This window comes from Paraburkholderia aspalathi, assembly GCF_900116445.1.
GTDB lineage: Bacteria > Pseudomonadota > Gammaproteobacteria > Burkholderiales > Burkholderiaceae > Paraburkholderia > Paraburkholderia aspalathi.
On sequence record NZ_FPBH01000028.1, the window covers coordinates 107,197 to 132,685 of the forward strand.

Sequence of the window (25,489 nt, forward strand, 5' to 3'; positions counted from 1 at the left end):
GTGTTACGCGCCGATCACGACGCGCGCATAGTGGTCGATCAACAGCGCGGCGAAGAGCAGCGACAGATAAACGATCGAGTAACGGAACGTCTTGCGCGCCAGATCGTCGGAGTAGTCCCGATAGATCTTCCACGCATACGCGAGGAACACGGCGCCGAGCAAAACGGCCGCCGCGAGGTACACCACGCCGCTCATGCCGGAGATGAACGGCATCATCGTGACCGCGAACAGAATCACCGTGTACAGCAGAATATGCAGGCGCGTGTATTTTTCGCCGTGTGTGTTCGGCAGCATCGGCAGACCGGCGTTTTCGTAGTCTTTGCGGCGATACAGTGCGAGCGCCCAGAAATGCGGCGGCGTCCACACGAAAATGATCAGCACGAGAATCCATGCGTCGCCCGGCACGTGACCGGTGACGGCGGCCCAACCGAGCGCCGGTGGCATCGCGCCGGACGCGCCGCCGATCACAATGTTCTGCGGCGTGGCCGGTTTGAGCAGCAGCGTATAGATAACCGCATAGCCGACGAAGGTGGCGAGCGTGAGCCACATGGTCAGCGGATTGGCGAACGTGTAGAGCGTCCACATGCCGAGCCCACCGAGCACGGCCGAAAACAGCAGAATTTGCGGGGTAGTGATTTCGCCGCGCGCGGACGGCCGCCACGATGTGCGACGCATCTTCGCGTCGATCTTCTGTTCCATCAGGCAATTGATGGCGAACGCCGCGCCGGCCAGCAGCCAGATACCGACCGTGCCGCCGATCAGGACGGTCCACGGCACCATGCCGGGCGTCGACAGAAACATGCCGATGACTGCGCAGAACACAGCGAGCTGCGTGACGCGCGGCTTCGTCAGGGCGATGTACTGGGAGACCCGGCTACCGGGCGTTTGGGAGAGAGTTGTGCTGTCCATGTGGGGTCACGCTGGCGCGGCATCGCGCGCAGGCAACACGGCGCGGCCGGGACGGCTATAAGCGATCCGAAAGTTTAACATAACGAGTAGAAGCAGCAGGATCGCGGCGCCCCCGTTATGCGCGACCGCAATGGGCAACGGCCATTGCAGGACGATGTTCGACAGACCGGTGATGAACTGGATCAGCACCACCAGCAACACGCCGTTTGCCGGTCGCCGCAGCGACTCGAAACGGCGCAGTTTCAGCGCAAACCACACCAGGTAGGCGACCACGGCGATCGCGAACGTGCGGTGGGTCCAGTGAATCGCGACCAGCGCATCTTGAGTGATCATGTCGCCGTCACCGGTCATACCGAGCGCGCGCCACAGGTGAAAGCCGTGCGCGAAATCCATCGGCGGGACCCATTGGCCGTTGCAGGTCGGGAAGTCCGTGCACGCGAGCACCGCGTAGTTCGTGCTGACCCAGCCGCCCAACGCAATCTGCACCACCAGCAGCACGAGACCGGCGATCGCCGCCGCGCGCCAGCGCGCGGCTTCGGGCTCATAGGCCGGCAGCGGCGTTTGGCGCGCGGCCAGCCAGCCGAGCGTGCCGAGCAACGCGAGGCCAAGCAGCAAATGGGTCGTCACGATGATCGGTTGCAACTTCATGGTCACGGTCCATGCGCCGAACGCACCCTGCACGAGAATCAGCAGCAGCAGGGAAGTCGGCCACCACGGCGACACATGCAGCGGACGGCGCTTGATGCGAGCCGTCCACGCAATCAACGTCTGCGCGATGATCAGCACGCCGATCGCCATCGCGAAGTAACGGTGAATCATCTCGATCCAGGCCTTCGTCATGCTGACCGGTCCGGTCGGCATCAATTGATGCGCGGCGGTAATCGCGGCGTGCGCGATGAACGGCGACGACGTGCCATAGCAACCAGGCCAGTCCGGGCAGCCGAGACCAGAATCGGTGAGACGCGTAAAGCCGCCGAACATCACCAGGTCCAGCGTCAGGAAAGTGGTGAGCCACACCAGCTTGCGGAATTTGTTGTCGTCGGCCTTGACCCACACATAGGACAGCGGCAACAACGCGATACACAAGCCGATCAGGGCCAGTTGCAGTACGAACATCTTTCTTACCCTGGTTGCGGCGTCAGCCGATCCTCGACCACTTGAGCAGCTTGGTCAGGTCACCCTTGATCTTGCTGGGGTTCGGATCTTTCGGAAAACGCATCATCAGATTGCCATTCGGATCGACCAGATAGATGTGGTCGGTGAGCTGGGTGCCGGTATCGGCCGGCAGCCATGCGGACACCTGCGCCGGGTTGGCGATCAGCATGTCGGTGTCGGGATAGGCCTTTTGTATCACGTCGGAGACGTTGCCTGCATCGGTGCGCAGCCACACTTCGACGACGCGCTCGCGTTCCGGGCCCTGAGCTGCGCGGATTTGTCGCATGAAGTACAGCTTGGTGGCGCACGCTTTGTCGCACGCGCTGTTGTCGACGGAGATCATCAGCCAGTGGCCGCGCAGCGACGCGAGCTTGAGCGGCTTGCCGTCTTCCCCCGTCACGACGATCGATTCGGGAATCGGCCGCTGCGGTTCGATCAGCGCGCCGTAGTTCGTGCTGCCGCCGGCCGGCTTGACCACGTAATAGACGAAATACGACACGGCTATCGGTGCTGCACAGATGATCGCCAGCAATAGCAGCATCCAGCGGCCGCGCTTCCACGATCCCGCGCCATTGGGTTGATCTGCCATCACTTTCGGAGCTGCGGGTTTGCCGGCTTGCGGCGAACGGGGAGATTGCGTCGACACTACGGGACCTCTTTCAATGATTGCGCGGCTTCGAGCCCTTCTCTCAGGGCACGAAACCGCAGGCGATGCGTTACACGCTCGGGGCGTGCTCTTTCTTCGCGGCGCGGCGCGCGGCGTACAAGCCGAACACCAGAGCCGCAGCCGCCATGCCCCACCACTGGAACATGTAGCCGTAGTTGGTTTCGACGCCGGTGGTTGGCGCCGGCCAGTCGCGCACCAGCTTGTCGCCGTCGTCGCTCAATTGCTGGATCACGAACGATTGCAACGGCAACCCGGTTTCCGCAGCGTAGGCCGCCGTATCCAGATTCTGGCGGATTTTCTGATGCGCGGCCGATCCGCCCTGCCCCAACTCGAATGCCCGCGAGGCATCGGCGCGCGCAATGCCTTCAATTTCGATCTCGCCTTGCGGCGTGATGTACGGCGCGATGGTCTCGCGATTGTTCATGTTGCGCGGCAGCCAGCCGCGATTGACCAGCACGAAACCGCCGTCGGCCAGTTTAAAAGGCATCACGACGTAAAAGCCCGGCTGATCGTTATACGGGCGATTATCCAGATAGACGACTTTGTCCGCGACGAAACTGCCGCGCGCCTTCACGCGATGGAATTCGATGTCCTTGAGTGCAACCGGCGTAGCACTCACGGGCCGCGCAGGTGCGTCTTCGAACTGCGTGATCTGGGCTTCGAGCGCTTCCTTCTGATGCGCACGGTCGCGCTGCCAGAAGCCAAGCCGCACCGTCACTGCAATCACCAGCAGAATCAGCAGCGCGGGGATGAGGCGAAACTTCATCGAACACGCTCCGGCGCCAGCGCATGCGACGGCGTCCTGAACGTACGGCAGACGCTGACGCGCGGTGCGATAATAAACGTCTTGCCTCTGCGCTTCCTGGTTTCAGTTGGTTCCATGCACATTCTCGTTCCCATCGCCTTCGTCCTGATCATCGCCAGCATGGTGTCCGCGCTTTACTTCATGATGCATGACAAGGGCAAAACCAAGCGGATGGTCTGGTCGCTCGCCACGCGGGTGGGTCTGTCGATCTCGCTGTTCCTGTTCATCCTGTTCGCTCACTGGATGGGCTGGATTCAGTCGACCGGTATTCCTTACGGGCGTTGAGCTTGGCGGAAAAAGCTTCACGTCACCCAACCCACCAAACAAAACGCCGCCCTGACAGGGTCGAGGGCGGCGCTCCATGACTTGCGTACTGCTCGTGCGCTGCGCCCTTGATGGGCGATGCGCGAACGACCTGCACACGTTCCGGAAACCACTCGGTTTTCAGTACGTATGCAGACCAGACTGCGTTACAGCCAGTACACGACGACGTACAGCCCAAGCCACACGACGTCCACAAAGTGCCAGTACCAGGCGGCGCCTTCGAATGCGAAGTGATGCTCCGCAGTGAAGTGGCCGCGAATCATCCGCGCTAGCACCACGGCCAGCATCGTACCGCCGAGGAACACGTGGAAACCGTGGAAGCCCGTCAGCAGGAAGAACGTCGAACCATACACGCCCGAAGCCAGCGTCAGGTTCAGTTCGTTGTACGCGTGGAAATACTCGAAGCCTTGCAGGAACAGGAAGCAGACGCCGAGCACCAGCGTAGCAGCCAGCCAGATGATCGCCTTCTTGCGATGATCTTCACGCAGCGCGTGGTGCGAAACCGTCAACGTAGCGCCCGACGACAGCAGCAGCGCCGTGTTGATGGTCGGCACCGGCCACGGCTGCATCGACTTGAAGGTCGAGACCAGCGCTGCCGGACCGTTGTTCGGCCACACCGCCGAGAAATCCGGCCAGATCAGCTTGTAGTCGAGGCTGCCGAGCTGATGCAGCGCGATTTCACGTGCATAGAACAACGCGCCAAAGAAAGCGCCGAAGAACATCACTTCGGAGAAGATGAACCAGCTCATGCTCCAGCGGTACGACTTGTCGACATTCTTGCCGTACATGCCGCCTTCCGACTCGGCGATCGCGTCGCCGAACCAGTGCCACAAGGTATAGAGCAGCCACAGCAAGCCGACGACGACGCCGATCGGCGCCAGTTCATGTTCGTTGATCCAGGCCGCAAGCGATCCGAGCATGACCAGCAATCCGACCGCGGCGCTGATCGGATGCCGCGACGGATGCGGTACGAAATAGTACGGGCTCTCGTTTTGACCGCTCATTCTTGATTCTCCACTTCAGTCCAGTTGTTCCGGAATCTCCGGCTGTATCTTCGGCGGCGCGTCGATACCGCACCGCTTCTCTCTAATTCGTGGGCTCTGCTTCGCCCGGTACGACTTGTGTGTCTGCCGGCTCAACCTACTACGGCGTGCACGATCAGGATCAGCACTCCGATCAGGATAGCGACGCTGATCAGCGCTGCTGCAAGCACATGCAGCGGGTTCAACTGAGTTGCGTCCGCTTCCAGATCACGACGCTTGCGCACCCCGAAAAACGACCAGAACACGGCTTTCATCGACTGGCCGAAACTGCTCTTGCGTGGGCTGCCGTGGTTATCGCTCATTAACGTCTTCTTCCTTCGCCTGCGGCCAGCGCCGTCAGGCGGGGTTGGCGGTGGTCGCCGCCGTGTTGGCCGTGGGTGCTGCGCTCCCGGCCGTCGCCGCTGCCGGCGTATTCAACTCAAAGAACGTGTACGACAACGTGATCGTTTTCACATCCTTCGGCAACTTCGGGTCGACGACAAACACCACCGGCAACCGCTTCGTCTGGTTCGCAGTCAACGTCTGCTGCGTAAAGCAAAAACACTCGATCTTCTTGAAGTACTCGGTTGCCTGCTTCGGCGCGTAGCTCGGAATGGCCTGCGCCTGAATCGTGCGCGCCTGTTCGTTGCTGACCTCGTACATCACTGTCGTCACTTCGCCCGGATGCACGTCGAGACTACGTTGCTCTGGCTTGAAACCGAGCGGACCGCGCGCGTTCGCATCGAGTTCGATCGAAATCGTGCGACTCATGTCGACCTGCGTATTCTTCGCCTCACGCACCGTAGCATCACGCTGCACGAGGTTGTTGATGCCGGTGATCTGACAGATCGCGCGGTACATCGGCACCAGCGCAAAACCAAAACCGAACATCATCAACGCGACGATGAACAGCTTGATCAGCATCGAACGGTTAAAAGAGCGATCGGCCTGGGCCGGCGGTTGCGTCGACATCTCAATCCTCAACAATCCTGCACACAGACTCGAACACCCGCGTACCGCGTCAGGGGAACCACTTCTGATGAATGATGACGCTCGCAAAAAAAGCCGCGGCGATGACAAACATCACGATACCGATCCGCCGGTTGCCCGCGCGAACCTGCTCGGGCGTACGTCTTTCTTGAGGATTGCGCGTCATGCTCGATTTTCTGAATACTTTCGTCACTACAGGGTGCCACCACTGCTCGCATGGCTGCCCGGTTCTGGCGGCGACTGACACCACGCCGCCAGAACCGGCAAGCTCGCTGAACGCCGATTACTCGACGGTCGGCGGGTTTTCGAACGTGTGGAACGGAGCCGGGCTCGGCACGGTCCATTCGAGGCCCGTTGCGCCGTCCCACGGCTTGTCGCCCGCTTTCTCGTGCTCGCCACCGCCACGGTAGGCCGGCAGTGCAACTGCGAACAGGAAGTACACCTGCGCCAGACCGAAGCCGAACGCGCCGATCGAGATGACCTGGTTCCAGTCGGTGAACTGTGCCGGGTAGTCAGCGTAGCGACGCGGCATACCCGCGAGACCGACAAAGTGCATCGGCAGGAACGCGAGGTTGAAGAAGAACATCGACGCCCAGAAGTGGATCTTGCCGCGCGTTTCGTTGTACATCCAGCCGGTCCACTTCGGCGACCAGTAGTACCACCCGGAGAACAACGCGAAGAGAGAACCCGCCACTAGCACGTAGTGGAAGTGCGCCACCACGAAATAGGTCCCGTGATACTGGATGTCGAGCGGCGCCATTGCCAGCATCAGGCCCGACAGACCGCCGAACGTGAACACGATCAGGAAGCCGACCGCGAACAGCATAGGCGTTTCGAAGGACAGCGAACCGCGCCACATCGTCGCGACCCAGTTGAACACCTTCACACCCGTCGGCACGGCGATCAGCATCGTCGCGTACATGAAGAACAGCTGGCCCGTCACCGGCATGCCGGTTGCGAACATGTGGTGCGCCCAGACCATGAACGACAGAATCGCGATCGACGAGGTTGCGTAAACCATCGAGCTATAGCCGAACAGCGGCTTGCGCGAGAACGCCGGGATCACCTGCGACACGATCCCGAACGCCGGCAAGATCATGATGTACACCTCGGGGTGCCCGAAGAACCAGAAGATGTGCTGGTACATGACCGGGTCGCCGCCACCTGCCGCGTTGAAGAACGACGTGCCGAAGTGGCGATCGAACAGCACCATGGTGATCGCGCCTGCCAGAACCGGCATCACGGCAATCAGCAGGTACGCGGTGATCAGCCACGTCCAGACGAACATCGGCATCTTCATCAGCGTGAGGCCGGGTGCGCGCATGTTCAGGATCGTCACAACGATGTTGATCCCGCCCATGATCGACGAAGCACCCATCAAGTGGACTGCGAAAATCGCGAAGTCCATGCCCGGGCCCATTTGCGTCGACAACGGCGCGTACAGCGTCCAGCCCGCGGCGGTCGCGCCGCCCGGTGCGAAGAACGAGCCGACCAGCAACACCGCAGCCACCGGCAGCAGCCAGAAGCTGAAGTTGTTCATCCGCGCAAAAGCCATGTCCGATGCGCCGATCTGCAGCGGCACCATCCAGTTCGCGAAGCCGACGAAGGCCGGCATGATCGCGCCGAACACCATGATCAGGCCGTGCATGGTGGTCAACTGGTTAAAAAACTCGGGGCGCATGATCTGCAGACCCGGCTCGAACAGTTCGGCACGGATCATCAGCGCCATCACGCCCCCGGAGAGGAACATGGTGAACGAGAAGATCAGGTACAGCGTACCGATGTCCTTGTGATTGGTTGCGAACAGCCAACGACGCCAGCCATGCGGCGTTTCGTGGGCATGGTCGCCGTGCACGTGCTCGTGGCCCGCGGTTACATCGTGTCCGATGCTAGACATGACAATCTCCTAATGCGAATACTGCGGTGCTGACCATGAACACGTCAGGCAGCCGGGCTGATCTGGACACGCCGGGCTTCTTTTGCGTCGCTGCCGCCCGTGATCGTTTCCGGCTTCTTCAAAATAATGTGGTCTTCGGCAATGCCGGCTGCTTTCAGCGCGTCGCGCACGGCTTCGGCACGGGTCTTCGCGAGCTTCGCGTTGACTTCGGCAGAGCCGGTGGCGTCGGTGAAGCCCGACAGCGTGAACTTGGCGTCCGGGTGTGCTTTCGCGTAGGCCGCGGCCGCGTCGACCGCCGCTCTCGCGTCGGCCGGCAGCGTGCTCTTGCCGGTGTCGAAGTAGATGCTTGCCGGGAGTGCAGCCGTGGTGTCCGAGGCGGCCGAAGCGGCTTCTGCACCAGAGGCAGACGCTGCGCCCGAAGCTGCCTCTGCGCCGCTAGCTGCTGCGCCTGCGCTGGCCAGATGATCGCCGCCTTCCGGCAGCTTGCCGTTACGGGCGTCCAGAATCTGCTTCGGCTGGAGAATGTCGCCGGTGTGGTTGCCCCACGAATTACGTTCGTACGTGATGACCGAAGCGATTTCGACGTCGTTCAGCGTCGGCGCCCACGAAGGCATCGCGTTCTTGCCCTTCAGCACCAGGCTCACGTGCTCGGCGATCGGACCGTTGGCGATCTTGCTGCCGTCCAGCGCCGGGAATGCACCTGCACCCTTACCGGTCGGCTGGTGGCAGACCGCGCAGTTCGCTGCGTACACCTTGCCGCCGCGCTCCATCAGCTCAGCCATGGTGTAGGTCTTGTTCGGATCGTCCTGGCCGGCGGCCATTTTCTTTTTCTGCGTATCGACCCACTTCGCGTAGTCGTCTGCGGACAGCACTTCGACGACCACCGGCATGAACGCGTGTTCCTTGCCGCACAGTTCCGTACAGAAGCCGCGGAAGGTGCCGGTCTTGTCAGCCTTGAACCACGTGTCGCGCACAAAACCCGGAATCGCATCCTGCTTCACGCCGAATGCCGGCACGTACCAGGAGTGGACCACGTCGTTCGCGGTGGTGATGATGCGGATTTTCTTGTCGACCGGGACGACGAGCGGATTGTCGACTTCCTGCAGGTACGTGGTGGAAATCGGTTCGCGGCCATCGGTTTGCGCACGCGGCGTGGCCAGCGTGGACAGGAAGCTGATGCCCTCACCCGGACCCTTCACGTAGTCGTAGCCCCACTTCCACTGGTAGCCCGTGACCTTGATGGTAACGTCGGCGTTCGTCGTGTCCTTCATCGCGACGACGGTCTTGGTGGCGGGGAGCGCCATCAGCACGACGATGACGAACGGGACGATCGTCCAGATGATTTCGACGGTAGTGCTTTCGTGGAAATGGGAAGCTTTATGGCCTTTCGATTTGCGGTGCGCAAACATCGAATAGAACATCACTGCGAACACGCCGACGAAGATCACCGTGCACAGGATCAGCATGAACGTGTGGAGGCTGTAGAGCTCCTCAGCGATTTTCGTCGCCGGCGGCTGGAGATTGATCTCGTTGACGGCAGGGCCGCCCGGAACATCGCCCACTGCCAGGGCCGCCCCGGCGAAAAGCAGTCCGCTCATCGCCAGCACGCCCATGAGGGCTCGCTTGATTGTTTTCATAGCTTCCTTACCCAAAATTTCCATTCAAACCCTCGACCCCGCTGGCAGGCTGTCTCGCGCTCCCCGTGAACGCCGCGCGTCTCAACACGTCTAACAACGCGTGAGCCACATGCGCAATTCGCCTGCGAACTGCGCGCGCCGATACTGCGCGAGATGTTGCCCGATCATGATCGTCTGTCCGCGCGAGACCAGTTTGATCTGGTCACGCGGCGTTGCGCCCGGTTCGATCCGCACCCAGCGCGGATTGAATTCGAACTGCGTGAGCCGCTCGGCGCTGACCTGCTCGATCACGAGCCGGTTCTGAAACAGCCGGACGCGCTCGTAATCGACAGCATGACGCGCATATATGGCAAACGCGATGCCCACCGCCAGCAATTCAATACCGGTGAACGGCAACACCAGCCAGGCGCCGACCAGAACCAGCATGAAAGCAATTGCCAACGAGAACAACGCAAGCGACACGTAGAAACATACAAACTGCCGCGGTGATATCGAACAGTTGCGCTTCATCGTCCAGTCTTTGAGAACTGGTTCTGAATCCGCCAGCAGATCTGATGCTTCCATCGCTGCCTCCCGCCGACCGTCACCGATCACCGCCTGCGGCCATTGCTTGCGACCGCAGAATCCAGCTACTTGATTACTGCCGCGTCACTTCATGTTGCAGCCCTATGCCTCGGGCCTGCCGCCCCAAATGTGGGAACTCCGGGCGACAAACTGACGCATTATAGGCGCGATCCATGGCATCCACAAGCAAGCCTCAATCGGCCCACAAGCCCGGTGCGACAAGCCTCCGCGCCGTTTTGACGCAGCTTTCACGCGTCTTTTGAAGCGGTAATTTCAGACATAACAGATGTCCTCTTTACCGCTTCGTTGATTCCTCACCGATTCCTCGACGAGCCTCGTCCGATATCCTCGAGCCGCACGATCCCATGCCCTTCGGCCGTGGTGCGCGGCACGGCTTTCCAGGCGTGGCCGTAGATCACTTCGAAGGTCAGCGCGATCGTGCCGTCGGCGCGCCGGCGGGCTTCGAGCGCCGCCAGCAAAGCCTTGTGCAGCCTACGCGCGACAGCATTCGAGGTGCTCTCGCGCTCGAACGGATAGGCGCCCCAACGGCGCACATCCGCGAGCAGCGACTCGGGCGACTTATACGTAATGGTGAGTGTTTCCTGATCCATCACCGGAATCTCGAAACCGCTCTCGACCAGCATGTCTCCGAGGTCATGCATGTCGACAAAGTCGATCACGTGCTTGCGCGAGGCAACGCCATGTGCGGCCTCGACCTCGGCGTAGGCGCCGCGCAATTCCTTCAGCGAATCGGGGCCGAGCGTGCTGAACATCAGCAGGCCGTTCACTTTCAGCACGCGTTGCCACTCGGGAAACACGAGATCGGGCCGCGAGTGCCAGTGGAGAGCGAGATTGGACCAGATGAATTCGAAGGCGCCGGCCGCGAACGGCAGCGCCGAGAAGTCGGCCTGCGCGAAACGCGGACCACGGGCGCCGAGTGCCTTGCCGAGCGTGGCCGGCAAAAAGCGCCGCCAGCTCATGTCGCCGGAATCGTGGCGCAACGCGCGGCTGAGCATTCCGTGCGACAGGTCGGTGCCGAACACCGGCGCCTCGGGGAAGCGTTCGCGCAATCCGGGGATGTCTTCGCCCGCACCGCAACCGGCGTCGAGCACGCTCGACGGCGCAACCTTGATGTAGTCGAGGCGTTCGCGCATGCGCTGCGCGATTTCGCGCGGCAGGAACGCGACCTGGTCGAAGGTCGCCGCACGGCGGTCGAAAATCTGCCTGAGGCGCCGGGAATCATAGGCCGGACGGCCAGATTGAGACGTAGTTGGGGGCATGGGTGTCGTACTGGCGTAGAGCACGAAGTATACTCGTTCGCTTCCGTCCATTCAGCGTGAAAGGCCTTTACGGGCGGTCCAATCATGCCATTCCGAAAAAATTCCTCGTCTCCCGGCGGCTCGAACGCACTTTTTGCACGCTTCACGCGCGGCTTATATTCGGCATGGCCGCATGTGATGCACGCTGCGTTGCCGAACCTGTGCGCACTGTGCGGCAATTTGTCGCATAAAACGCTGTGTGCTGGTTGTGACGAGGCGTACTGGAACGAAGCCAGATTGCGCTGCACGGTGTGCGCGGTCCCTTTGTCCGGAACGCGCTGGGCGGGCCACGCGCAATATCGCTGTGCGGATTGCATCGGCGAGCCGCCGCCGTTCGAGGCGACCTTTGCTCTTGCCGATTACCGCCAGCCGCTCGATGCCTTGGCGCTCGGGCTGAAATTCCGTGCCCGGCTGATGCTGGCGCGCGAGTTTGCGCAACGCCTTGCGCGGCTCGCAGGGGATTCATGGGTGGACGCGACGGACAAGCCCGATGTGCTCGCGCCTGTGCCGCTGGCCAACAAACGTCTTACTGAGCGCGGCTACAACCAGGCCTGGCAGATTGCGAGGCCCCTGGCCCGCGCGCTGAATGTGCGCAGCGACGCCACCTTGCTGCATCGTGTGATTCACACCGCGCCGCAATCGCGGCTCGACCTGGACGCGCGCCGCTTGAACGTGGGCCGCGCATTCAAGGTCGCCAGACCGGTGCAAGGTCTGCATGTCGGCATCGTCGACGATGTGATGACGACCGGCGCGACCCTCGAAGCGCTGGCGCGTACGCTCAAAGCTGCCGGTGCGCGGCGCGTCACCAACTTCGTCGCGCTGCGTACGCCGAAAAACTAGTCTCTATCAGAAGCCATCATGTTCAATGTCGTTCTCGTCGAACCCGAAATCCCGCCGAACACCGGCAACGTTATCCGCCTGTGCGCCAACACCGGCGCACGGCTGCATCTGATCGAGCCGCTCGGCTTTCCGCTCGACGACGCCAAGTTACGCCGCGCCGGTCTCGACTATCACGAGTATGCGCAGATGAACGTGCATGCCGATTGGGCAGCGTTCGTCGCTAAGGAAACGCCCGACCCGGCGCGGATGTTCGCCTTCACCACCCGTGGCTCGGGCCGGTTTCACGAGCATGCGTTTCAATCCGGCGACTGGTTCGTATTCGGCGCAGAAACGCGCGGCCTGCCTGACACCGTGCTCGATCAATTCGCCAATGAACAACGCGTGCGTCTGCCGATGCGGCCGGGCAACCGCAGCCTGAATCTTTCGAATACGGTCGCCGTGGTCGTGTTCGAAGCGTGGCGTCAGACCGGCTTTGACGGCGGCGCCTGACGGCGCTTCAATTCGGTTTCGTAGCGCGCGAGCATGGCTTCGTCGAAACAGGCGAACACCACGTGCTCGATTTTCGGGGTGCGTGGCAAAGTTTCAAGCACAGCGCCCACGGCGATCTGCACGGCTTCGTTGGCAGGAAAATGGTAGATGCCGCAACTAATCGCGGGGAATGCAATGCTCGTGCAATGCGCCTGATGCGCGACTTCGAGTGAGCGTTGATAACAGGAGGCAAGCAGGTCCGCCTCGCCGCGCACACCACCCTGCCAGACCGGGCCAACCGCATGGATCACGTGTTTTGCCCGTAACTGGTAGCCACGGGTGATTTTCGCATCGCCGGTTGCGCAGCCGCCGAGCGTTTCGCACTCACGCAGCAATTCCTTGCCGGCCGCGCGGTGAATCGCGCCATCCACGCCGCCCCCGCCTAGCAACGAAGTATTCGCGGCATTGACGATCGCATCCACGGCGAGTGTCGTGATGTCGACCACGCGCGCTTCTAGCGTGCAATTGTTAAAACTGGGCATGAGAACCTCGCTGGTCCGAAGCGTCGATAAAACGTGGACAGCGATGGCGGGCAGCCGTTCAGCGCTTTTCGCGCTAAACGGCTGAAAGACAAGACTTATTCTGCTTTCGAATCGCGCCGCAGCAAGGCGCTAACGGCGTCGCGGGGCGCTACGCCGTCGAACAGCACAGCACAGACCGCCTGCGTAATCGGCATCTCGATTGCATGAGCGCGAGCGATTGCCAACACAGCTTGCGCACAACGCACACCTTCGGCCACGTGACCGAGGCCGCCGAGGATGTCGTCGAGCGTACGGCCCGCGGCGAGCTGCACGCCGACCGAGCGATTGCGCGAGAGATCACCCGTGGCGGTCAGGATCAGATCGCCCAGCCCGGTCAAACCGGTGAACGTCTCCGCCCGTCCGCCGAGCGTCACGCCGAGGCGCGACATTTCAGCGAGACCACGTGTAATCAACGCCGCGCGTGCATTCAGACCGAGGCCGAGGCCATCGGCAATACCCGTGGCAATCGCCAGCACGTTCTTCACCGCACCGCCTACTTCCACGCCGACAATGTCATCGCCGGTATAGATGCGCATGGCGCCATGATGGAACGCGGCAACCGTGCGCTCCCGGCATGTCGCTGACGTACTCGCGATCGTCAACGCGACCGGCAAGCCCTGCCCGACTTCACGGGCGAAACTCGGACCCGACAGCACGCCGTTACTGCCATGCCCCGGCAATTCAGCCGCGACCACCTGATGCGGCAACAACTGCGAGTCGGCTTCGAAACCTTTGCACAACCACACCACATGCGCCGGCACTTTGCCCGCGTCGTGCATCGCCCGGAACAAACCCCGCAAACCGGCGACGGGCGTCGCCACGACGCATAACGCGTCGTCGGCGAGCGCGTGGTCGAGCGCTGCATTCAGATCGGCTTCATAGCGAAGGGACGCCGGCAACGCAACGCCCGCCAGATAGCGGGCGTTTTCGTGCGAAGCGGAGAGATCGGCGATGAGCGCGGGTTCACGCGCCCACAGCACCGTGTCGTGCCGTGCGGCCAGATGTCCGGCGAGGGCTGTGCCCCATGCGCCGGCGCCGAGGACAGCAACCTTCATAGCCGGCACCGAACGGACGCGTTTAATGCGTGACGCCGTTTTGCGCCGCGCCTTCCTGGCCGCCCATTTGCGCGAGACGTTGCTCGTACAGCGCCTGGAAGTTGATCTCGGCGAGGTGGATCGGCGGGAAGCCTGCGCGGGTGATCGCGTCGGCGATGTTCGAGCGCAGGTACGGGAACAGGATCGTCGGGCAGGCAATGCCGACCAGCGGATCGATCTGTTCAGCCGGAATGTTGCGGATGTCGAAAATGCCGGCTTGCTTGGCTTCGATCAGGAACGCAACCTTGTCCGACACCTTGGCCGTGACCGTGCCCGTCACGAGGATTTCGAACACGGTGTCGGCGAGGCGCTCGGCCTTCACGTCGACTTCGACTTCGACCGACGGCATTTCCTGCTCGAGGAAGATGCCCGGCGAATTCGGCTGCTCGAGCGACATGTCCTTCAGGTAGATGCGCTGGATGTTGAAGAACGGCTGGTTATTCTCGTCGGACATGATTGAGTGATTCCCTGATAGGTATGCATGGCGGCGGCCCATGACTCCACGGGCCGCCAGATCGTTGCGGCGCATCGCCGGCCCTCGAGGTTGTCCTTGAAGGGCCAGCACGCGCCGACTTGTATTTCACCCGACTGACTCACGCGCCGGCCGGCGCACCAGTCGGGCAGCTTCGTTCAGGCAGGTTCGAGCAGAGGCATCAAACCGCCCGCGCGATCGAGCGCGGACAGATCGTCGTACCCGCCGACATGCGTCTCGCCGATGAACACCTGCGGCACTGTGCGGCGACCGGTCCGGGTCATCATTTCTTCACGACGGGCCGGGTCCTTGTCGATCAGTACCTTTTCAACGTGCTCGACGCCGCGCGACTTTAAAAGACGTTCGGCCATCTGGCAATACGGGCACACCTGGGTGCTGTACATGATGACTTTGTTCACTTGGCTGCTCCTTGTTTCACAACCGGCATACCGGCTTTCTGCCAGGCGTCGACACCGCCTTCGAGAACATGGACTTCGGCGTATCCCGCATCCTGCACGATACGCGCTGCCTTGTTCGACTGCTGGCCGGTCTGGCATACCAGCAGCACCGGGTTGCTCTTGTTCTTCACGAGTTGCGCGACTTTCGCCTGCAGCTCTGCAAATTCAAGGTGCCGTGCCGCGGGCAGATGGCCCTTGGCAAAGTCGGCGGACGGACGCAGATCGATGACCGCCGCATTGCGCCGGTTGATCAGTTGGGTGGCTTCAGCGGCCGACAGGCCACCGCGGCCACGCCGGCTGATCGTCGGCCACAGCAGCAACCCACCGGAGATGAGGACGATTGCGATCAGTACAAGGTTTGTGTAATCAGTGAAAAACTTCACGGAAAATCCGCCGAAAAAGAGAGAAATCGAAAAGGGCAATCCACCCATTATAAAATAACCGTCTGACGCGATGGCGGCGCTCCTCTAGAGGACCCTCGCAGCGCTTTACCGCTTCCTTACTACCGACCGGCAATCTCATGTACAAACTCGTTCTCATCCGCCACGGCGAATCGACGTGGAACAAGGAAAACCGCTTCACGGGCTGGGTCGACGTCGACCTCACCGAGCAGGGCAATCGTGAAGCGCAGCAGGCGGGCGTGCTGCTGAAGGAATCGGGCTATTCGTTCGATATCGCCTACACGTCGGTGCTCAAGCGCGCGATCCGCACCCTGTGGCACGTGCAGGACCAGATGGATCTGATGTACCTGCCGGTGGTGCATTCGTGGCGCCTGAACGAGCGCCACTACGGCGCACTGTCAGGTCTGAACAAGGCGGAAACCGCCGCCAAGTTCGGCGACGAACAGGTGCTGGTCTGGCGCCGCAGCTACGACACGCCGCCGCCGGCGCTCGATCCGTCGGACGAACGCGCACCCTACAACGATCCGCGCTACGCCAAGGTGCCGCGTGAGCAATTGCCGCTCACCGAGTGCCTGAAAGATACTGTCGCACGCGTTTTGCCGTTGTGGAACGAGTCGATTGCGCCGGCCATCAAGTCGGGCCGCAAGGTCGTGATCGCCGCGCACGGCAACTCGATCCGCGCCATGGTGAAGTATCTCGACAACATTTCGGACGACGACATCGTCGGCCTGAATATCCCGAACGGCGTGCCGCTCGTCTATGAACTCGACGAAAACCTGAAGCCGATCAAGCACTACTATCTGGGCGACCAGGACGCGATTGCAAAGGCGCAGGCCGCTGTGGCCAAGCAGGGCAAGGCGGGCTAAACCGGGGCCACCGGCCGCCGCGGCCCCCGTCTGCAGCGGAAACTTGCAGCGGGGGCCCGGCAAACGGGCCGTTCCATCGGCAAGACCTACCGGCATACGCTGCCCGCCGGCTGTCAATTGCGCCATCGCACCGCCATCTTGCCGTTACTGCACATTACTTCAGCGGCGCGAGCGCCGGCTCACGAACCAGGGCCGGCCGGCGCTGTCGAATCACGATTGCCTGCGCTGCGCACTGACTGGGCGGGTGTGCAGTTATACTTGTCCGTCCCCATCTCTATCGACGCTGCCACGCGCTCCCGACCGCAACAGACTCTATGCGAAAGAACCTGAAAAATATCGGCCTGATTGCCGCGGGCCTTGCTACCGGCGCATTTGCCACCCTGCAACTCTCCGCCTCGGCCCAGCAACCCGCCAGCGCCGCCTCGAGCGCCGTCGCACCGTTGCCGCTGGACCAACTCCGGCTCTTTGCCGAAGTCTTCGGGCAAATCAAGCATGAGTACGTCGAACCGGTAGACGATAAAAAGCTCCTCACCGCCGCGATCAAGGGCATGGTGTCGAGCTTGGACCCGCACTCGTCGTATCTCGACAAGACCGATTACGAAGAACTGCAGGAGCAGACCAAGGGTCGCTTCGCGGGTCTCGGCATCGAAATTTCGTCAGAAGACGGCCTGATCAAGGTGATCTCGCCGATTGAAGACACCCCCGCGTTCCGCGCCGGCATCCGTCCGGGCGACCTGATCACCCGTATCAATGACAAGCCGGTGCGCGGCATGACGCTCGACCAGGCTGTCAAGCAGATGCGCGGCGATCCGGGCACCAAGGTCACGCTGACCATCTTCCGCAAGACCGACGACCGTACGTTCCCACTCACCGTGACGCGAGCGATCATCAAGGTCCAGTCGGTCAAGATGAAGATCCTGGCCCCGGGCTACGCGTATGTCCGCATCACCAGCTTCCAGGAACGCACCACGCCTGATCTGGCTGCGAAGCTGCAAGACATCGCCCGTCAACAGCCGAACCTGAAGGGTCTCGTGCTCGACCTGCGCAATAACGGCGGCGGTCTGCTGCAAAGCGCGGTTGGTGTTGCCGGCGCGTTCCTGCCGCCGAATTCGGTTGTGGTGTCCACCAACGGCCAGATTCCGGATTCGAAGCAGGTCTATCGCGACACGTACGATAACTACCGCCTGCAATCGTTCGACAGCGATCCGCTGAAAGACGAAGCACCGATCTTCAAGACTGTGCCGATGATCGTGCTGACCAATGCCTACTCGGCGTCGGCGTCGGAAATCGTTGCGGGCGCGCTGCAGGATCAACATCGTGCGCTGATCGTCGGCAAGACCACCTTCGGTAAGGGCTCGGTGCAAACCGTCCGTCCAATGACGGCTGAAACGGCACTGCGTCTGACCACCGCGTACTACTACACGCCGAGCGGCCGTTCGATCCAGAACAAGGGCATCCGCCCTGACATCGCGGTCGATCAATACGCGGAAGGCGATCCGGACGACGCACTGGTGACCCGCGAAGTCGACTACTCGAACCACCTTGCTAACACGCAGGATCCGAACGAGAAGAAGGAAGCGGAACAGCGCGAACAGGAACGCATGGACCAACTGCGCCAGCTTGAAGAGCAGAACGACAAGAAGACGCCGGAACAGCGTCAGAAGGATCGTGAGCGCAAGCCGGTCGAGTTCGGTTCGACCGACGACTTCATGCTGACGCAGGCATTGAACAAGCTGGAAGGCAAGCCGGTGCAGGAATCGAAGTCGCTGACCGAGCGGCGTCTCGCGCAGAACAAGCCGGCAGCATCGGCCTCCGCGCCGGTCGCGGTGAAGCCGACGCAGCCGGTACCGGGCGCATCGGCACCGGCCTCGGCGCCTGCTACGCAAAGCAACTAAGCAGCAAACCCAACGTGTCTTCGCAGCGGAACGTGCTGCGAAGACACGTAGCAGTACCGTTGTAATACCCGGCACCAGCAAGAACACCCGCTCCTCCGCGCGATTAAAATAACGAAACCGCGCATGGCAGGCCATCGGTCCTGCATCTCATTGCGCGACACTCCACGCGCCCCGCCATGAATGACGATCAACTCCTCCGCTATTCCCGCCATATCCTCGTCGACGAAATCGGCATCGAGGCGCAGCAGCGCTTTATCGACGCGCACGCGATCATTGTCGGCGCGGGCGGCCTGGGTTCGCCGGCTGCGATGTATCTGGCGGCGGCAGGCGTTGGCCGTCTGACGCTGGTCGATGAAGATACGGTCGACCTGACCAATCTGCAGCGGCAGATTTTGCATGTGACGGCGTCGGTCGGGCGCAAGAAGGTGGAGTCCGGGCGCGATGCAATCGCCCAGATCAATCCTGAGGTCGTGGTGAACGCAGTGGCCGAACGTGTCGACGATGCATGGCTCGATCGCGAGGTGCCGCACGCTACGGTTGTGCTCGATTGCACGGATAACTTCGCCACGCGCCACGCGATCAACCGCGCCTGCGTGAAGCACGGTGTGCCGCTGGTCTCAGGCGCGGCCTTGCGCTTCGACGGCCAGATCAGCACTTTCGATTTCCGCGATGCAGCGTCGCCCTGCTATGCGTGCGTGTTCCCGGAAGATCAACCGTTCGAGGAAGTCGCGTGCTCGACGATGGGCGTGTTCGCGCCCACGGTCGGGATCATCGGTTCGATGCAAGCGGCTGAAGCACTGAAAGTGATCGGCGAAATCGGCACGCCGCTGATGGGCCGTCTTACGATGCTCGATTCGCTGCGTATGGAATGGAACACGATGCGCATTGCGCGTCAGCCGGATTGCCCGGTATGTGGGCAACGGCATCAGGCCTGAGCCTACGCAGGCAAGACGCTAAAAGGAAAACGCCGCACATATGTGCGGCGTTTTTCATTTGAACCCACCAATCCGGATTTTCAGTTTCAAGCCAGTATCACGCGCTTGAGCGCCGCCTGCACCTCTTCCGGTTCGAACGAAGCCAGCACGTCGGCCACCGGCTTCTCGAGCGTCTTCAGATGCGAGCGCAGGACTTCCTGCTTGACCACCAGCAACTGGCTCGGGTGCATCGAAAACTCGGTGAGGCCCATGCCGAGCAACAGACGCGTCAACGCCGGGTCACCCGCCATCTCGCCGCACACCGACACCGGCACCCCAGCCCGCTTCGCCTCCCGCAGCGTGAAGGCGATCAGATGCAGCACCGCTGGGTGCAGCGGGTCGTACAGGTGCGCGACCGAGTTATCCGCGCGATCGATCGCCAGCGTGTACTGGATCAGATCGTTGGTGCCGATCGACAGAAAATCCAGCCGCTTGAGAAACAGCGGCAATGCAATCGCGGCGGCCGGAATCTCAATCATCGCGCCGACCTGCACGTTCGGATCGTAGGCAATGCCGGCATCGTCCAGTTGACGCTTGGCCTCGCGAATCAGATCGAGCGTCTGATCGATCTCCTGCGCGTGCGCGAGCATCGGAATCAGAATCTTCACCTTGCCGAACGCCGACGCACGAAGAATCGCGCGCAGTTGCGTCAGGAACATCTGCGGTTCCGAGAGGCTCCAGCGAATCGCTCTGAGCCCCAAGGCGGGGTTCGGTGCGGTTTCGTAGCCGTCGCCCCCAGCCATCGAATCGAGCGGTTTGTCGGCGCCGACGTCGATCGTACGGATCGTCACCGGCAAGCCGTTCATCAACTCGACCGCGCGACGATAGGCCGCAAACTGCTCTTCCTCTTCCGGCAACTGGTGCTTGTGATTCATGAACAGGAACTCGGTGCGGAACAGGCCCACCCCGGTTGCGCCCGAATCGACCGCCGCGCGCGCGTCCTCCGGCAACTCGATGTTCGCGCACAGTTCGATGCGCGTGCCGCAAAGTGTTTGCGTGGGCGAAAACTTCAGGCGTTGCAGCTTGCGCTGCTCCAACGCTTTTTCGCTCTGACGGTACGAATATTCTTCCAGCACGATGGGTGCGGGATCGACGATCACGATGCCGTGATCTCCGTCGACAATGATCAGGTCGTCCTGCCGGATCAGCTGGCTCGCATGCTGCACACCGACCGCGGCCGGAATGCCGAGGCTGCGCGCGACAATCGCCGTATGCGAAGTCCGTCCGCCGAGATCGGTGACGAAGCCCTGAAACGTTTGCGTTTTGAACTGCATCATATCGGCCGGCGCGATGTCGTGCGCCACCACGATCATTTCGTCGCAGGTACCGTGCACGCCGTCCACCAGCGCCACCGAAGCACCGGCGAGCGCCTTCAGCACGCGCTCCACCACCTGTTCGATGTCGGCTTTCCGCTCGCGCAGGTATTCGTCTTCGATATCGTCGAAATGGCGCGACAGGCGCTCGAGCTGTTCGGTCAGCGCCCACTCCACGTTGTAACGGCGCGTACGGATCAGGTCGATAGTTTCCTGCACGAGCATTGCATCGTTCAGGATCATTGAATGAACGTTGATGAACGCGCCCATTTCGCTCGGCGCGTCTGCCGCGAGATCGGCGCGCAACGTGTCGAGCTCGTAATGCACATGTTGCTGGGCCGTGCGGAAGCGCTCGATCTCGCCCTCGATCTGGGCGGGTTCGATCAAATAGTGGTCTACGTCAAGTGCAGCCGGGGCGATCAGATAGGCCCGCCCGATGGCGATACCGCGTGACACGGGAATTCCATGCAGCGTGAAGGACACGCGCACCTCCTCTAGTTGTGTGATGCCGCGGCAAACCGCTGCAATGCTCTCAGACTCTGCTGGCCATTATAAATTCCGCGCCCGTTGTAGATACGTTAGGGCTGTGTGCAGCGCAGCACGAAATACCGTAACCATCCACAACAATGCGCCTTCGGCGAACATGCGCTCCGGCAACGCGAACCCCCGCGCGCCGCGAGCAGGCGCTTCTCAAGCTGCGATTGTCTCGCGCTAAAAAAAATGCCGCGGACAGCCGCGGCATTTTGCTTCAGGCAACGGTAACGCGTGAATTCACTGACCTTCGCCGAATTTATCAGCAATCAGTTTCAACAATGCGTCCATGGCTTCTTTTTCGTCGGTGCCTTCTGTTTCGATCAGCACCGTGCTGCCTATACCCGCGGCCAGCATCATCACACCCATGATGCTCTTGGCATTGATACGGCGGCCATTGCGGCTCATCCAGATTTCCGCCTGGTAGTTGCCCGCGAGTTGCGTCAACTTGGCCGACGCGCGCGCGTGCAGCCCCAGCTTGTTCACAATAGTCGTTTCCTGTTGCAGCATGTGATGGTCCGAAGCGCGGGTAAGTGTTGTAGTGAAAGGTGAAACTGCAAACCAGCTGCGATTGGGCGCGACCCAATCGCAATCGTTTAAAGCCGTGAGATCCGCTTACAACCCGGTCGAGCCGGCTTTCTGAGTCAGGTCGGCCTCGGCCGGCAGCGCTTGCAAACAGTCAGCGGCGGCGGCCTCTGGCGGCAAAGCGGGCAAACAGTCACTGGACCCCGCGGGCGGCGCAACCGGCGCCGGCGTGGCAGGCCCGATTGCGTGTACGCCCTTGGTGGCTCCAGCGAGCGCTTTGTCGACCAGCGTGTCGAGCGGCGTTGCGCGATAACAGACTGCGCGCACCAGCATCGGCAGATTGACGCCACACAGCACACGAACGTTCGGCACCGAAGCGAGCCGCCCGGCGATATTCGCCGGCGTGGCGCCGAACATGTCGGTGAGCACGAGTGCGCCGTTTTCTTCCTTGAGCCGCTCGATTTCCGAATGCGCAAACGCGACCTGCTGTGCGGGATCGCAATCCGGCGATACATCGATCACGCCGATGCGAGCCGGCAAGCCACCGTAGATGTGCGAAATACAATCGCGCAACGCGGTGGCGAACGGAGCGTGCGCAATGATCAGAATGCCTGCCATGTCAGCCTTACTGCAAAAGAACGGCCCCGAACCGTGGACCGGGACGAAGCCCGGTTCGTAAGCGCCCTCGACTGGCCGTGGGTCGTGAGGGCCGGAACGCATCACCTGACGAGCGGCCCGCGGCGCCTGATATCGCCAGGGCACAGGCGGGAAACAGCTCGTTCACAGTCCGCAATCCATGCCAGTGGCGTCTGACAGACACCTTCCAGTCGGCTTGGCGCGGAAGAGCGGGCATTGTATCAGGCTCATTTTCTCGCCAAAGCTGGTGTTTCGCTTGATGCGGATTTACTACACAGTTTGGGGGGCTTGGCAGCCATTCAAGGGCTGCGCCTCAAGCGGCCGCGCGCTCCAATGCGTCGATGAACATCGCGGCGACGTCGAAGCCGGTCTGATCCATGATCTCGCGGAAACACGTCGGGCTCGTCACGTTCACCTCGGTGAGCCAGTCGCCGATCGCATCCAGCCCGACCAGCAGCAGACCACGCGCGGCAAGCACCGGTGCGAGCATGTCTGCGATCTTGCGGTCGTGATCGGTGAGCGGGCGCGCCACGCCGAGCCCACCCGCCGCGAGGTTGCCGCGCACTTCATTGCCCTGAGGAATTCGCGCGAGCGAAAACGGCACCGCTTCGCCGCCGATCAGGAGAATGCGCTTGTCGCCTTCCTTGATCTCGGGGATGAACTTTTGCGCCATCACCGAGCGCGCGCCGTCGTGGCTCAGCATCTCGATGATCGAGCCGAGATTCATGCCGTCGGCCTTCACGCGGAACACGCCCATGCCGCCCATGCCGTCGAGCGGCTTCAGGATCACGTCGCCGTGTTCTTCATGGAAGGCGCGCAAACGGGCGGCGTCGCGCGTCACCAACGTCGGCGCGACGAACTCCGCGAACTCGCCGATCGCCAGCTTTTCCGAATGATCGCGAATGGCCTGCGGCTTGTTGAAAATGCGCGCGCCGCCGCGTTCGGCGATTTCCAGCAACCACGTCGACGTTACGTATTCCATGTCGAAGGGCGGGTCTTTGCGCATCACGACCGCGCTGAAACTCTTCAGCGATTTCGGCGTGGCCGCTTCAGCGGCGTACCACGTGTCGCGATGGAGGTCGGTCACGTCGCCGGTAATCGCAAAGCGCTGCACGTTCGCCTCGACGTCGCCGCCGGTCCACGCCAGATGTTTCGGCTCGCACGTGTAGAGCGTGTGACCGCGGCGTGCGGCTTCGGCCATCATCGCGTAGGTGGAATCTTTGTAGATCTTGAACTGAGTGAGCGGATCGGCAATGAAAAGAATGTCCATGAGGATTCCGGTGCGCCCTTAGGGCTTGGCATTGATCGTCAAATATAGTCGCTGAAAATGACGATGGCGGCACGCATGCCGCCATCGACCATCTCGCGAGGCTTAAACCTGAATTGCTTCCGGATCGGTCTTTTCCAGTTCGACCGATGCGGCCAGCAACCCGAGCCGCGCCACCACGCCGTACATATAGAAGCGGTTCGGCACCGCCGCGCCGGGCTTGGCGTGCGCATCCGGCAGGGCCGTATGCTCGAAGCCGAGCGGCACGAAGTGCATGCCGGGCGCGTTCAGATTCTGATCGCGCTCGCGGCTGCCGTGCACGCGGTAGAAGCCACCCACCACGTAACGGTCGATCATGTACACGACCGGCTCGGCGACTTCTTCGCCGATCCGCTCGAAGGTGTACACGCCTTCCTGCACGATCACGTCATGCACTTCGAGGCCGTCTTTGGTGGCGGCCATCTTGGCGCGTTCGCGCTTGGTGAGCGCGGCCACTTCCGAGGCGTCGTGCACGGTCATCACGCCCATGCCATAGGTGCCCGCATCCGACTTGATGACAACATACGGTTTCTCGGAAATACCGTACTCGCGATACTTCCTGGCGATCTTCTTCAGGACACCGTCGATCGCATCCGTTAGCGCTTCCTCACCGGTGCGCTCCTGGAAATCGACGCCTTCGACGTGCGCGAAGTACGGATTGATCATCCACGGATCGATCTCGACCATCTTCGCGAACTTCTTCGCGACGTCGTCATAACAGGAAAAGTGCGTCGATTTGCGGCGAACGGCCCAGCCGGCATGCAGCGGCGGCAGCAGATACTGCTCGTGCAGATTTTCCAGGACGGGCGGAATGCCACCCGACAGGTCATTGTTCAGCAGAATCGAGCACGGGTCGAAATTCTTCAGGCCGAGGCGCCGCTGCGAGCGCTCGAGCGGTTCGAGCACGAGCTTCTGGCCGTCGGACAATGCGATCGTGACCGGTCCGACGATGCTTTCGTCGAGCGTGCCGAAACGTACGTTCAAGCCGGCCTGGCGCATGATCGCGGCCAGACGGGCGACATTCTCCAGATAAAACGCGTTGCGCGTATGGCGCTCGGGGATCACCAGCAGATTCTTCGCGTCCGGGCAGATCTTTTCGATCGACGCCATCGCGGCCTGCACGGCGAGCGGCAGCACTTCCTGCGGCAGATTGTTGAATGCGCCGGGAAACAGATTGGTGTCGACCGGCGCGAGCTTGAAGCCCGCGTTACGCAGGTCGACTGAACAGTAGAACGGCGGCGTGTGCTCCTGCCATTCGAGCCGGAACCAGCGTTCGATGGCGGGGGTAGCGTCGAGGATCTTCCGCTCGAGGTCGAGCAGCGGGCCGTTTAACGCCGTAACTAGGTGCGGAACCATTGATCACTCGCAGACTGGAGAAAAAAGATTGTAGAGCAAATGCTTTGTCCATTTGGGGACGCTTTCTCCATTCGCAAGCGGATGCGAATGCATTCTCGCTATCGCCATGATAGGCGGGGAAAACTGCTGTTCACAAGAGACGCGTCAAGAAAAAAGCCCGCCATGAAGGCGGGCCAAAGTCGCTGCGCTTGATTCTGATCCGCAAGTCCTGAGACTTGCGGGGGAATCCTTATTCGACGTGTTCGCCGTGCAGGCTCACGTCCAGACCTTCGCGTTCTTCTTCTTCCGTCACGCGCAGGCCCATCACCATATCGATCACCTTCAGCAGGATGTAGCTCACCACGCCGCTGTAGACCAGCGTCGTCAGCACGCCCTTGGCTTGCAGGATGACGCTGCCGTCCGCGCCGCCGATGTCCTTGACCGCGAACACGCCGGTCAGGATTGCACCCACGATACCGCCGATGCAGTGCACGCCGAACGCGTC

Annotated in this window: 28 protein-coding genes and 1 pseudogene; 6 read left to right on the top strand and 23 right to left on the bottom strand. The window is 61.7% G+C overall.

The genetic code is table 11. The features are described from left to right. Nucleotides 1–3 precede the first annotated feature (3 nt). From cyoE to BM438_RS33605, 4 genes are all read right to left on the bottom strand, one after another. Complete coding sequence (gene cyoE / locus BM438_RS33590; RefSeq protein ID WP_054035767.1) at nt 4–909, bottom strand: heme o synthase; 906 nt, start codon at nt 907–909, stop codon at nt 4–6. A gap of 6 nt (nt 910–915) precedes the next feature. After that, nucleotides 916–2,025, bottom strand: coding sequence for a COX15/CtaA family protein (locus BM438_RS33595; RefSeq protein ID WP_093643740.1), 1,110 nt, complete (start codon nt 2,023–2,025; stop codon nt 916–918). A gap of 22 nt (nt 2,026–2,047) precedes the next feature. Continuing rightward, on the bottom strand, nt 2,048–2,710 hold the full coding sequence (locus tag BM438_RS33600; protein ID WP_093643742.1) for an SCO family protein: 663 nt from the start codon (nt 2,708–2,710) through the stop codon (nt 2,048–2,050). A 70-nt stretch (nt 2,711–2,780) separates the two neighbouring features. Beyond that, complete coding sequence (locus tag BM438_RS33605; RefSeq protein ID WP_093643744.1) at nt 2,781–3,497, bottom strand: SURF1 family protein; 717 nt, start codon at nt 3,495–3,497, stop codon at nt 2,781–2,783. A gap of 114 nt (nt 3,498–3,611) precedes the next feature. Here BM438_RS33605 and BM438_RS33610 point away from each other — a divergent pair, with 114 nt between their 5' ends. After that, the gene (locus BM438_RS33610) at nt 3,612–3,821 is read left to right on the top strand and encodes a twin transmembrane helix small protein (RefSeq protein ID WP_007179452.1); all 210 of its coding nucleotides are present in this window, start codon (nt 3,612–3,614) and stop codon (nt 3,819–3,821) included. Between the two features lie 185 nt (nt 3,822–4,006). Here the strand turns inward: BM438_RS33610 and BM438_RS33615 are convergent, their stop codons facing one another. The 8 genes from BM438_RS33615 to BM438_RS33650 all read right to left on the bottom strand — a co-directional run bounded on the left by BM438_RS33615 (nt 4,007) and on the right by BM438_RS33650 (nt 11,250). Next, entirely contained in the window at nt 4,007–4,864 is an 858-nt protein-coding gene (locus tag BM438_RS33615; RefSeq protein WP_093643746.1) for a cytochrome c oxidase subunit 3, read from the bottom strand. Nucleotides 4,865–4,995: 131 nt separating this feature from the next. After that, nucleotides 4,996–5,205, bottom strand: coding sequence for a DUF2970 domain-containing protein (locus BM438_RS33620; protein WP_093643748.1), 210 nt, complete (start codon nt 5,203–5,205; stop codon nt 4,996–4,998). A gap of 34 nt (nt 5,206–5,239) precedes the next feature. After that, entirely contained in the window at nt 5,240–5,854 is a 615-nt protein-coding gene (locus tag BM438_RS33625) for a cytochrome c oxidase assembly protein (protein ID WP_093643751.1), read from the bottom strand. 49 nt (nt 5,855–5,903) lie between these two features. Beyond that, nucleotides 5,904–6,038, bottom strand: coding sequence for a cytochrome oxidase small assembly protein (locus BM438_RS46395; protein ID WP_093643753.1), 135 nt, complete (start codon nt 6,036–6,038; stop codon nt 5,904–5,906). Nucleotides 6,039–6,155: 117 nt separating this feature from the next. Beyond that, nucleotides 6,156–7,769: a cytochrome c oxidase subunit I gene (gene ctaD / locus BM438_RS33635; RefSeq protein WP_093643755.1), complete on the bottom strand. Its 1,614-nt coding sequence runs from the start codon at nt 7,767–7,769 to the stop codon at nt 6,156–6,158. Nucleotides 7,770–7,813: 44 nt separating this feature from the next. Further along, a complete protein-coding gene (coxB, locus tag BM438_RS33640; RefSeq protein WP_093643757.1) occupies nt 7,814–9,430 on the bottom strand; it encodes a cytochrome c oxidase subunit II in 1,617 nt (538 codons plus the stop codon). A gap of 66 nt (nt 9,431–9,496) precedes the next feature. Then, entirely contained in the window at nt 9,497–9,970 is a 474-nt protein-coding gene (locus BM438_RS33645; RefSeq protein WP_063494650.1) for a DUF2244 domain-containing protein, read from the bottom strand. Nucleotides 9,971–10,284: 314 nt separating this feature from the next. Beyond that, nucleotides 10,285–11,250, bottom strand: coding sequence for a methyltransferase domain-containing protein (locus BM438_RS33650; RefSeq protein ID WP_093643759.1), 966 nt, complete (start codon nt 11,248–11,250; stop codon nt 10,285–10,287). Nucleotides 11,251–11,334: 84 nt separating this feature from the next. On the opposite strand from BM438_RS33650, the gene BM438_RS33655 reads away from it, so the two are divergent. Both BM438_RS33655 and trmL read left to right on the top strand, forming a co-directional pair. Next, on the top strand, nt 11,335–12,129 hold the full coding sequence (locus tag BM438_RS33655) for a ComF family protein (protein ID WP_093643761.1): 795 nt from the start codon (nt 11,335–11,337) through the stop codon (nt 12,127–12,129). An 18-nt stretch (nt 12,130–12,147) separates the two neighbouring features. Further along, nucleotides 12,148–12,618, top strand: coding sequence for a tRNA (uridine(34)/cytosine(34)/5-carboxymethylaminomethyluridine(34)-2'-O)-methyltransferase TrmL (trmL, locus tag BM438_RS33660; protein WP_054035748.1), 471 nt, complete (start codon nt 12,148–12,150; stop codon nt 12,616–12,618). Here the strand turns inward: trmL and BM438_RS33665 are convergent. The 5 genes from BM438_RS33665 to BM438_RS33685 form a co-directional block, all read right to left on the bottom strand. Continuing rightward, entirely contained in the window at nt 12,591–13,139 is a 549-nt protein-coding gene (locus BM438_RS33665) for an O-acetyl-ADP-ribose deacetylase (protein ID WP_093643763.1), read from the bottom strand. The two genes, trmL and BM438_RS33665, sit on opposite strands and share 28 nt — an antisense overlap. A 95-nt stretch (nt 13,140–13,234) precedes the next feature. Next, nucleotides 13,235–14,233: an NAD(P)H-dependent glycerol-3-phosphate dehydrogenase gene (locus tag BM438_RS33670; protein WP_093643766.1), complete on the bottom strand. Its 999-nt coding sequence runs from the start codon at nt 14,231–14,233 to the stop codon at nt 13,235–13,237. A 22-nt stretch (nt 14,234–14,255) separates the two neighbouring features. Further along, nucleotides 14,256–14,726: a protein-export chaperone SecB gene (gene secB, locus BM438_RS33675; RefSeq protein WP_054035743.1), complete on the bottom strand. Its 471-nt coding sequence runs from the start codon at nt 14,724–14,726 to the stop codon at nt 14,256–14,258. A 176-nt stretch (nt 14,727–14,902) separates the two neighbouring features. Beyond that, on the bottom strand, nt 14,903–15,163 hold the full coding sequence (grxC, locus tag BM438_RS33680; RefSeq protein ID WP_054035740.1) for a glutaredoxin 3: 261 nt from the start codon (nt 15,161–15,163) through the stop codon (nt 14,903–14,905). Then, nucleotides 15,160–15,585 carry a rhodanese-like domain-containing protein gene (locus BM438_RS33685; protein WP_054035864.1) on the bottom strand — a complete coding sequence of 142 codons (426 nt, stop codon included), beginning with the start codon at nt 15,583–15,585 and terminating at the stop codon, nt 15,160–15,162. The genes grxC and BM438_RS33685 overlap by 4 nt, the downstream gene beginning before the upstream one ends. A gap of 137 nt (nt 15,586–15,722) precedes the next feature. Between BM438_RS33685 and gpmA the strand changes: the two genes are divergently transcribed. The 3 genes from gpmA (at nt 15,723) to BM438_RS33700 (ending at nt 19,299) form a co-directional block, all read left to right on the top strand. Further along, nucleotides 15,723–16,469, top strand: coding sequence for a 2,3-diphosphoglycerate-dependent phosphoglycerate mutase (gpmA, locus tag BM438_RS33690; protein ID WP_054035739.1), 747 nt, complete (start codon nt 15,723–15,725; stop codon nt 16,467–16,469). Nucleotides 16,470–16,783: 314 nt separating this feature from the next. Further along, nucleotides 16,784–18,364, top strand: coding sequence for a S41 family peptidase (locus BM438_RS33695; RefSeq protein WP_093643768.1), 1,581 nt, complete (start codon nt 16,784–16,786; stop codon nt 18,362–18,364). 176 nt (nt 18,365–18,540) lie between these two features. Beyond that, nucleotides 18,541–19,299, top strand: a complete 759-nt coding sequence (locus BM438_RS33700) for a HesA/MoeB/ThiF family protein (RefSeq protein WP_093643770.1) — start codon at nt 18,541–18,543, stop codon at nt 19,297–19,299. Nucleotides 19,300–19,385: 86 nt separating this feature from the next. Here the strand turns inward: BM438_RS33700 and ptsP are convergent, their stop codons facing one another. The 6 genes and pseudogenes from ptsP to BM438_RS33730 all read right to left on the bottom strand — a co-directional run. Beyond that, nucleotides 19,386–21,134 (bottom strand): phosphoenolpyruvate--protein phosphotransferase, encoded by a 1,749-nt coding sequence (gene ptsP / locus BM438_RS33705; RefSeq protein WP_093643772.1) that lies wholly within the window; start codon nt 21,132–21,134, stop codon nt 19,386–19,388. Nucleotides 21,135–21,422: 288 nt separating this feature from the next. Continuing rightward, nucleotides 21,423–21,692, bottom strand: a complete 270-nt coding sequence (locus BM438_RS33710) for an HPr family phosphocarrier protein (protein ID WP_054035732.1) — start codon at nt 21,690–21,692, stop codon at nt 21,423–21,425. A 105-nt stretch (nt 21,693–21,797) separates the two neighbouring features. Then, on the bottom strand, nt 21,798–22,325 hold the full coding sequence (locus BM438_RS33715; RefSeq protein WP_093643774.1) for a PTS sugar transporter subunit IIA: 528 nt from the start codon (nt 22,323–22,325) through the stop codon (nt 21,798–21,800). Between the two features lie 331 nt (nt 22,326–22,656). Continuing rightward, nucleotides 22,657–23,613 carry a glutathione synthase gene (gene gshB, locus BM438_RS33720; RefSeq protein ID WP_093643776.1) on the bottom strand — a complete coding sequence of 319 codons (957 nt, stop codon included), beginning with the start codon at nt 23,611–23,613 and terminating at the stop codon, nt 22,657–22,659. A gap of 102 nt (nt 23,614–23,715) precedes the next feature. Continuing rightward, nucleotides 23,716–25,005, bottom strand: a complete 1,290-nt coding sequence (gshA, locus tag BM438_RS33725) for a glutamate--cysteine ligase (RefSeq protein ID WP_093643778.1) — start codon at nt 25,003–25,005, stop codon at nt 23,716–23,718. A 229-nt stretch (nt 25,006–25,234) separates the two neighbouring features. Continuing rightward, nucleotides 25,235–25,489: pseudogene (locus BM438_RS33730) on the bottom strand (ammonium transporter); the annotation flags it as partial.

Coding starts and splice junctions, on each gene's coding strand:
- cyoE (WP_054035767.1), bottom strand. CDS start 909: ATGGACAGCACAACTCTCTCCCAAACGCCCGGTAGCCGGGTCTCCCAG.
- BM438_RS33595 (WP_093643740.1), bottom strand. CDS start 2,025: ATGTTCGTACTGCAACTGGCCCTGATCGGCTTGTGTATCGCGTTGTTG.
- BM438_RS33605 (WP_093643744.1), bottom strand. CDS start 3,497: ATGAAGTTTCGCCTCATCCCCGCGCTGCTGATTCTGCTGGTGATTGCA.
- BM438_RS33610 (WP_007179452.1), top strand. CDS start 3,612: ATGCACATTCTCGTTCCCATCGCCTTCGTCCTGATCATCGCCAGCATG.
- BM438_RS33615 (WP_093643746.1), bottom strand. CDS start 4,864: ATGAGCGGTCAAAACGAGAGCCCGTACTATTTCGTACCGCATCCGTCG.
- BM438_RS33620 (WP_093643748.1), bottom strand. CDS start 5,205: ATGAGCGATAACCACGGCAGCCCACGCAAGAGCAGTTTCGGCCAGTCG.
- BM438_RS33625 (WP_093643751.1), bottom strand. CDS start 5,854: ATGTCGACGCAACCGCCGGCCCAGGCCGATCGCTCTTTTAACCGTTCG.
- BM438_RS46395 (WP_093643753.1), bottom strand. CDS start 6,038: ATGACGCGCAATCCTCAAGAAAGACGTACGCCCGAGCAGGTTCGCGCG.
- ctaD (WP_093643755.1), bottom strand. CDS start 7,769: ATGTCTAGCATCGGACACGATGTAACCGCGGGCCACGAGCACGTGCAC.
- coxB (WP_093643757.1), bottom strand. CDS start 9,430: ATGGAAATTTTGGGTAAGGAAGCTATGAAAACAATCAAGCGAGCCCTC.
- BM438_RS33645 (WP_063494650.1), bottom strand. CDS start 9,970: ATGGAAGCATCAGATCTGCTGGCGGATTCAGAACCAGTTCTCAAAGAC.
- BM438_RS33650 (WP_093643759.1), bottom strand. CDS start 11,250: ATGCCCCCAACTACGTCTCAATCTGGCCGTCCGGCCTATGATTCCCGG.
- BM438_RS33655 (WP_093643761.1), top strand. CDS start 11,335: ATGCCATTCCGAAAAAATTCCTCGTCTCCCGGCGGCTCGAACGCACTT.
- trmL (WP_054035748.1), top strand. CDS start 12,148: ATGTTCAATGTCGTTCTCGTCGAACCCGAAATCCCGCCGAACACCGGC.
- BM438_RS33665 (WP_093643763.1), bottom strand. CDS start 13,139: ATGCCCAGTTTTAACAATTGCACGCTAGAAGCGCGCGTGGTCGACATC.
- BM438_RS33670 (WP_093643766.1), bottom strand. CDS start 14,233: ATGAAGGTTGCTGTCCTCGGCGCCGGCGCATGGGGCACAGCCCTCGCC.
- secB (WP_054035743.1), bottom strand. CDS start 14,726: ATGTCCGACGAGAATAACCAGCCGTTCTTCAACATCCAGCGCATCTAC.
- gpmA (WP_054035739.1), top strand. CDS start 15,723: ATGTACAAACTCGTTCTCATCCGCCACGGCGAATCGACGTGGAACAAG.
- BM438_RS33695 (WP_093643768.1), top strand. CDS start 16,784: ATGCGAAAGAACCTGAAAAATATCGGCCTGATTGCCGCGGGCCTTGCT.
- BM438_RS33700 (WP_093643770.1), top strand. CDS start 18,541: ATGAATGACGATCAACTCCTCCGCTATTCCCGCCATATCCTCGTCGAC.
- BM438_RS33710 (WP_054035732.1), bottom strand. CDS start 21,692: ATGCTGCAACAGGAAACGACTATTGTGAACAAGCTGGGGCTGCACGCG.
- BM438_RS33715 (WP_093643774.1), bottom strand. CDS start 22,325: ATGGCAGGCATTCTGATCATTGCGCACGCTCCGTTCGCCACCGCGTTG.
- gshB (WP_093643776.1), bottom strand. CDS start 23,613: ATGGACATTCTTTTCATTGCCGATCCGCTCACTCAGTTCAAGATCTAC.
- gshA (WP_093643778.1), bottom strand. CDS start 25,005: ATGGTTCCGCACCTAGTTACGGCGTTAAACGGCCCGCTGCTCGACCTC.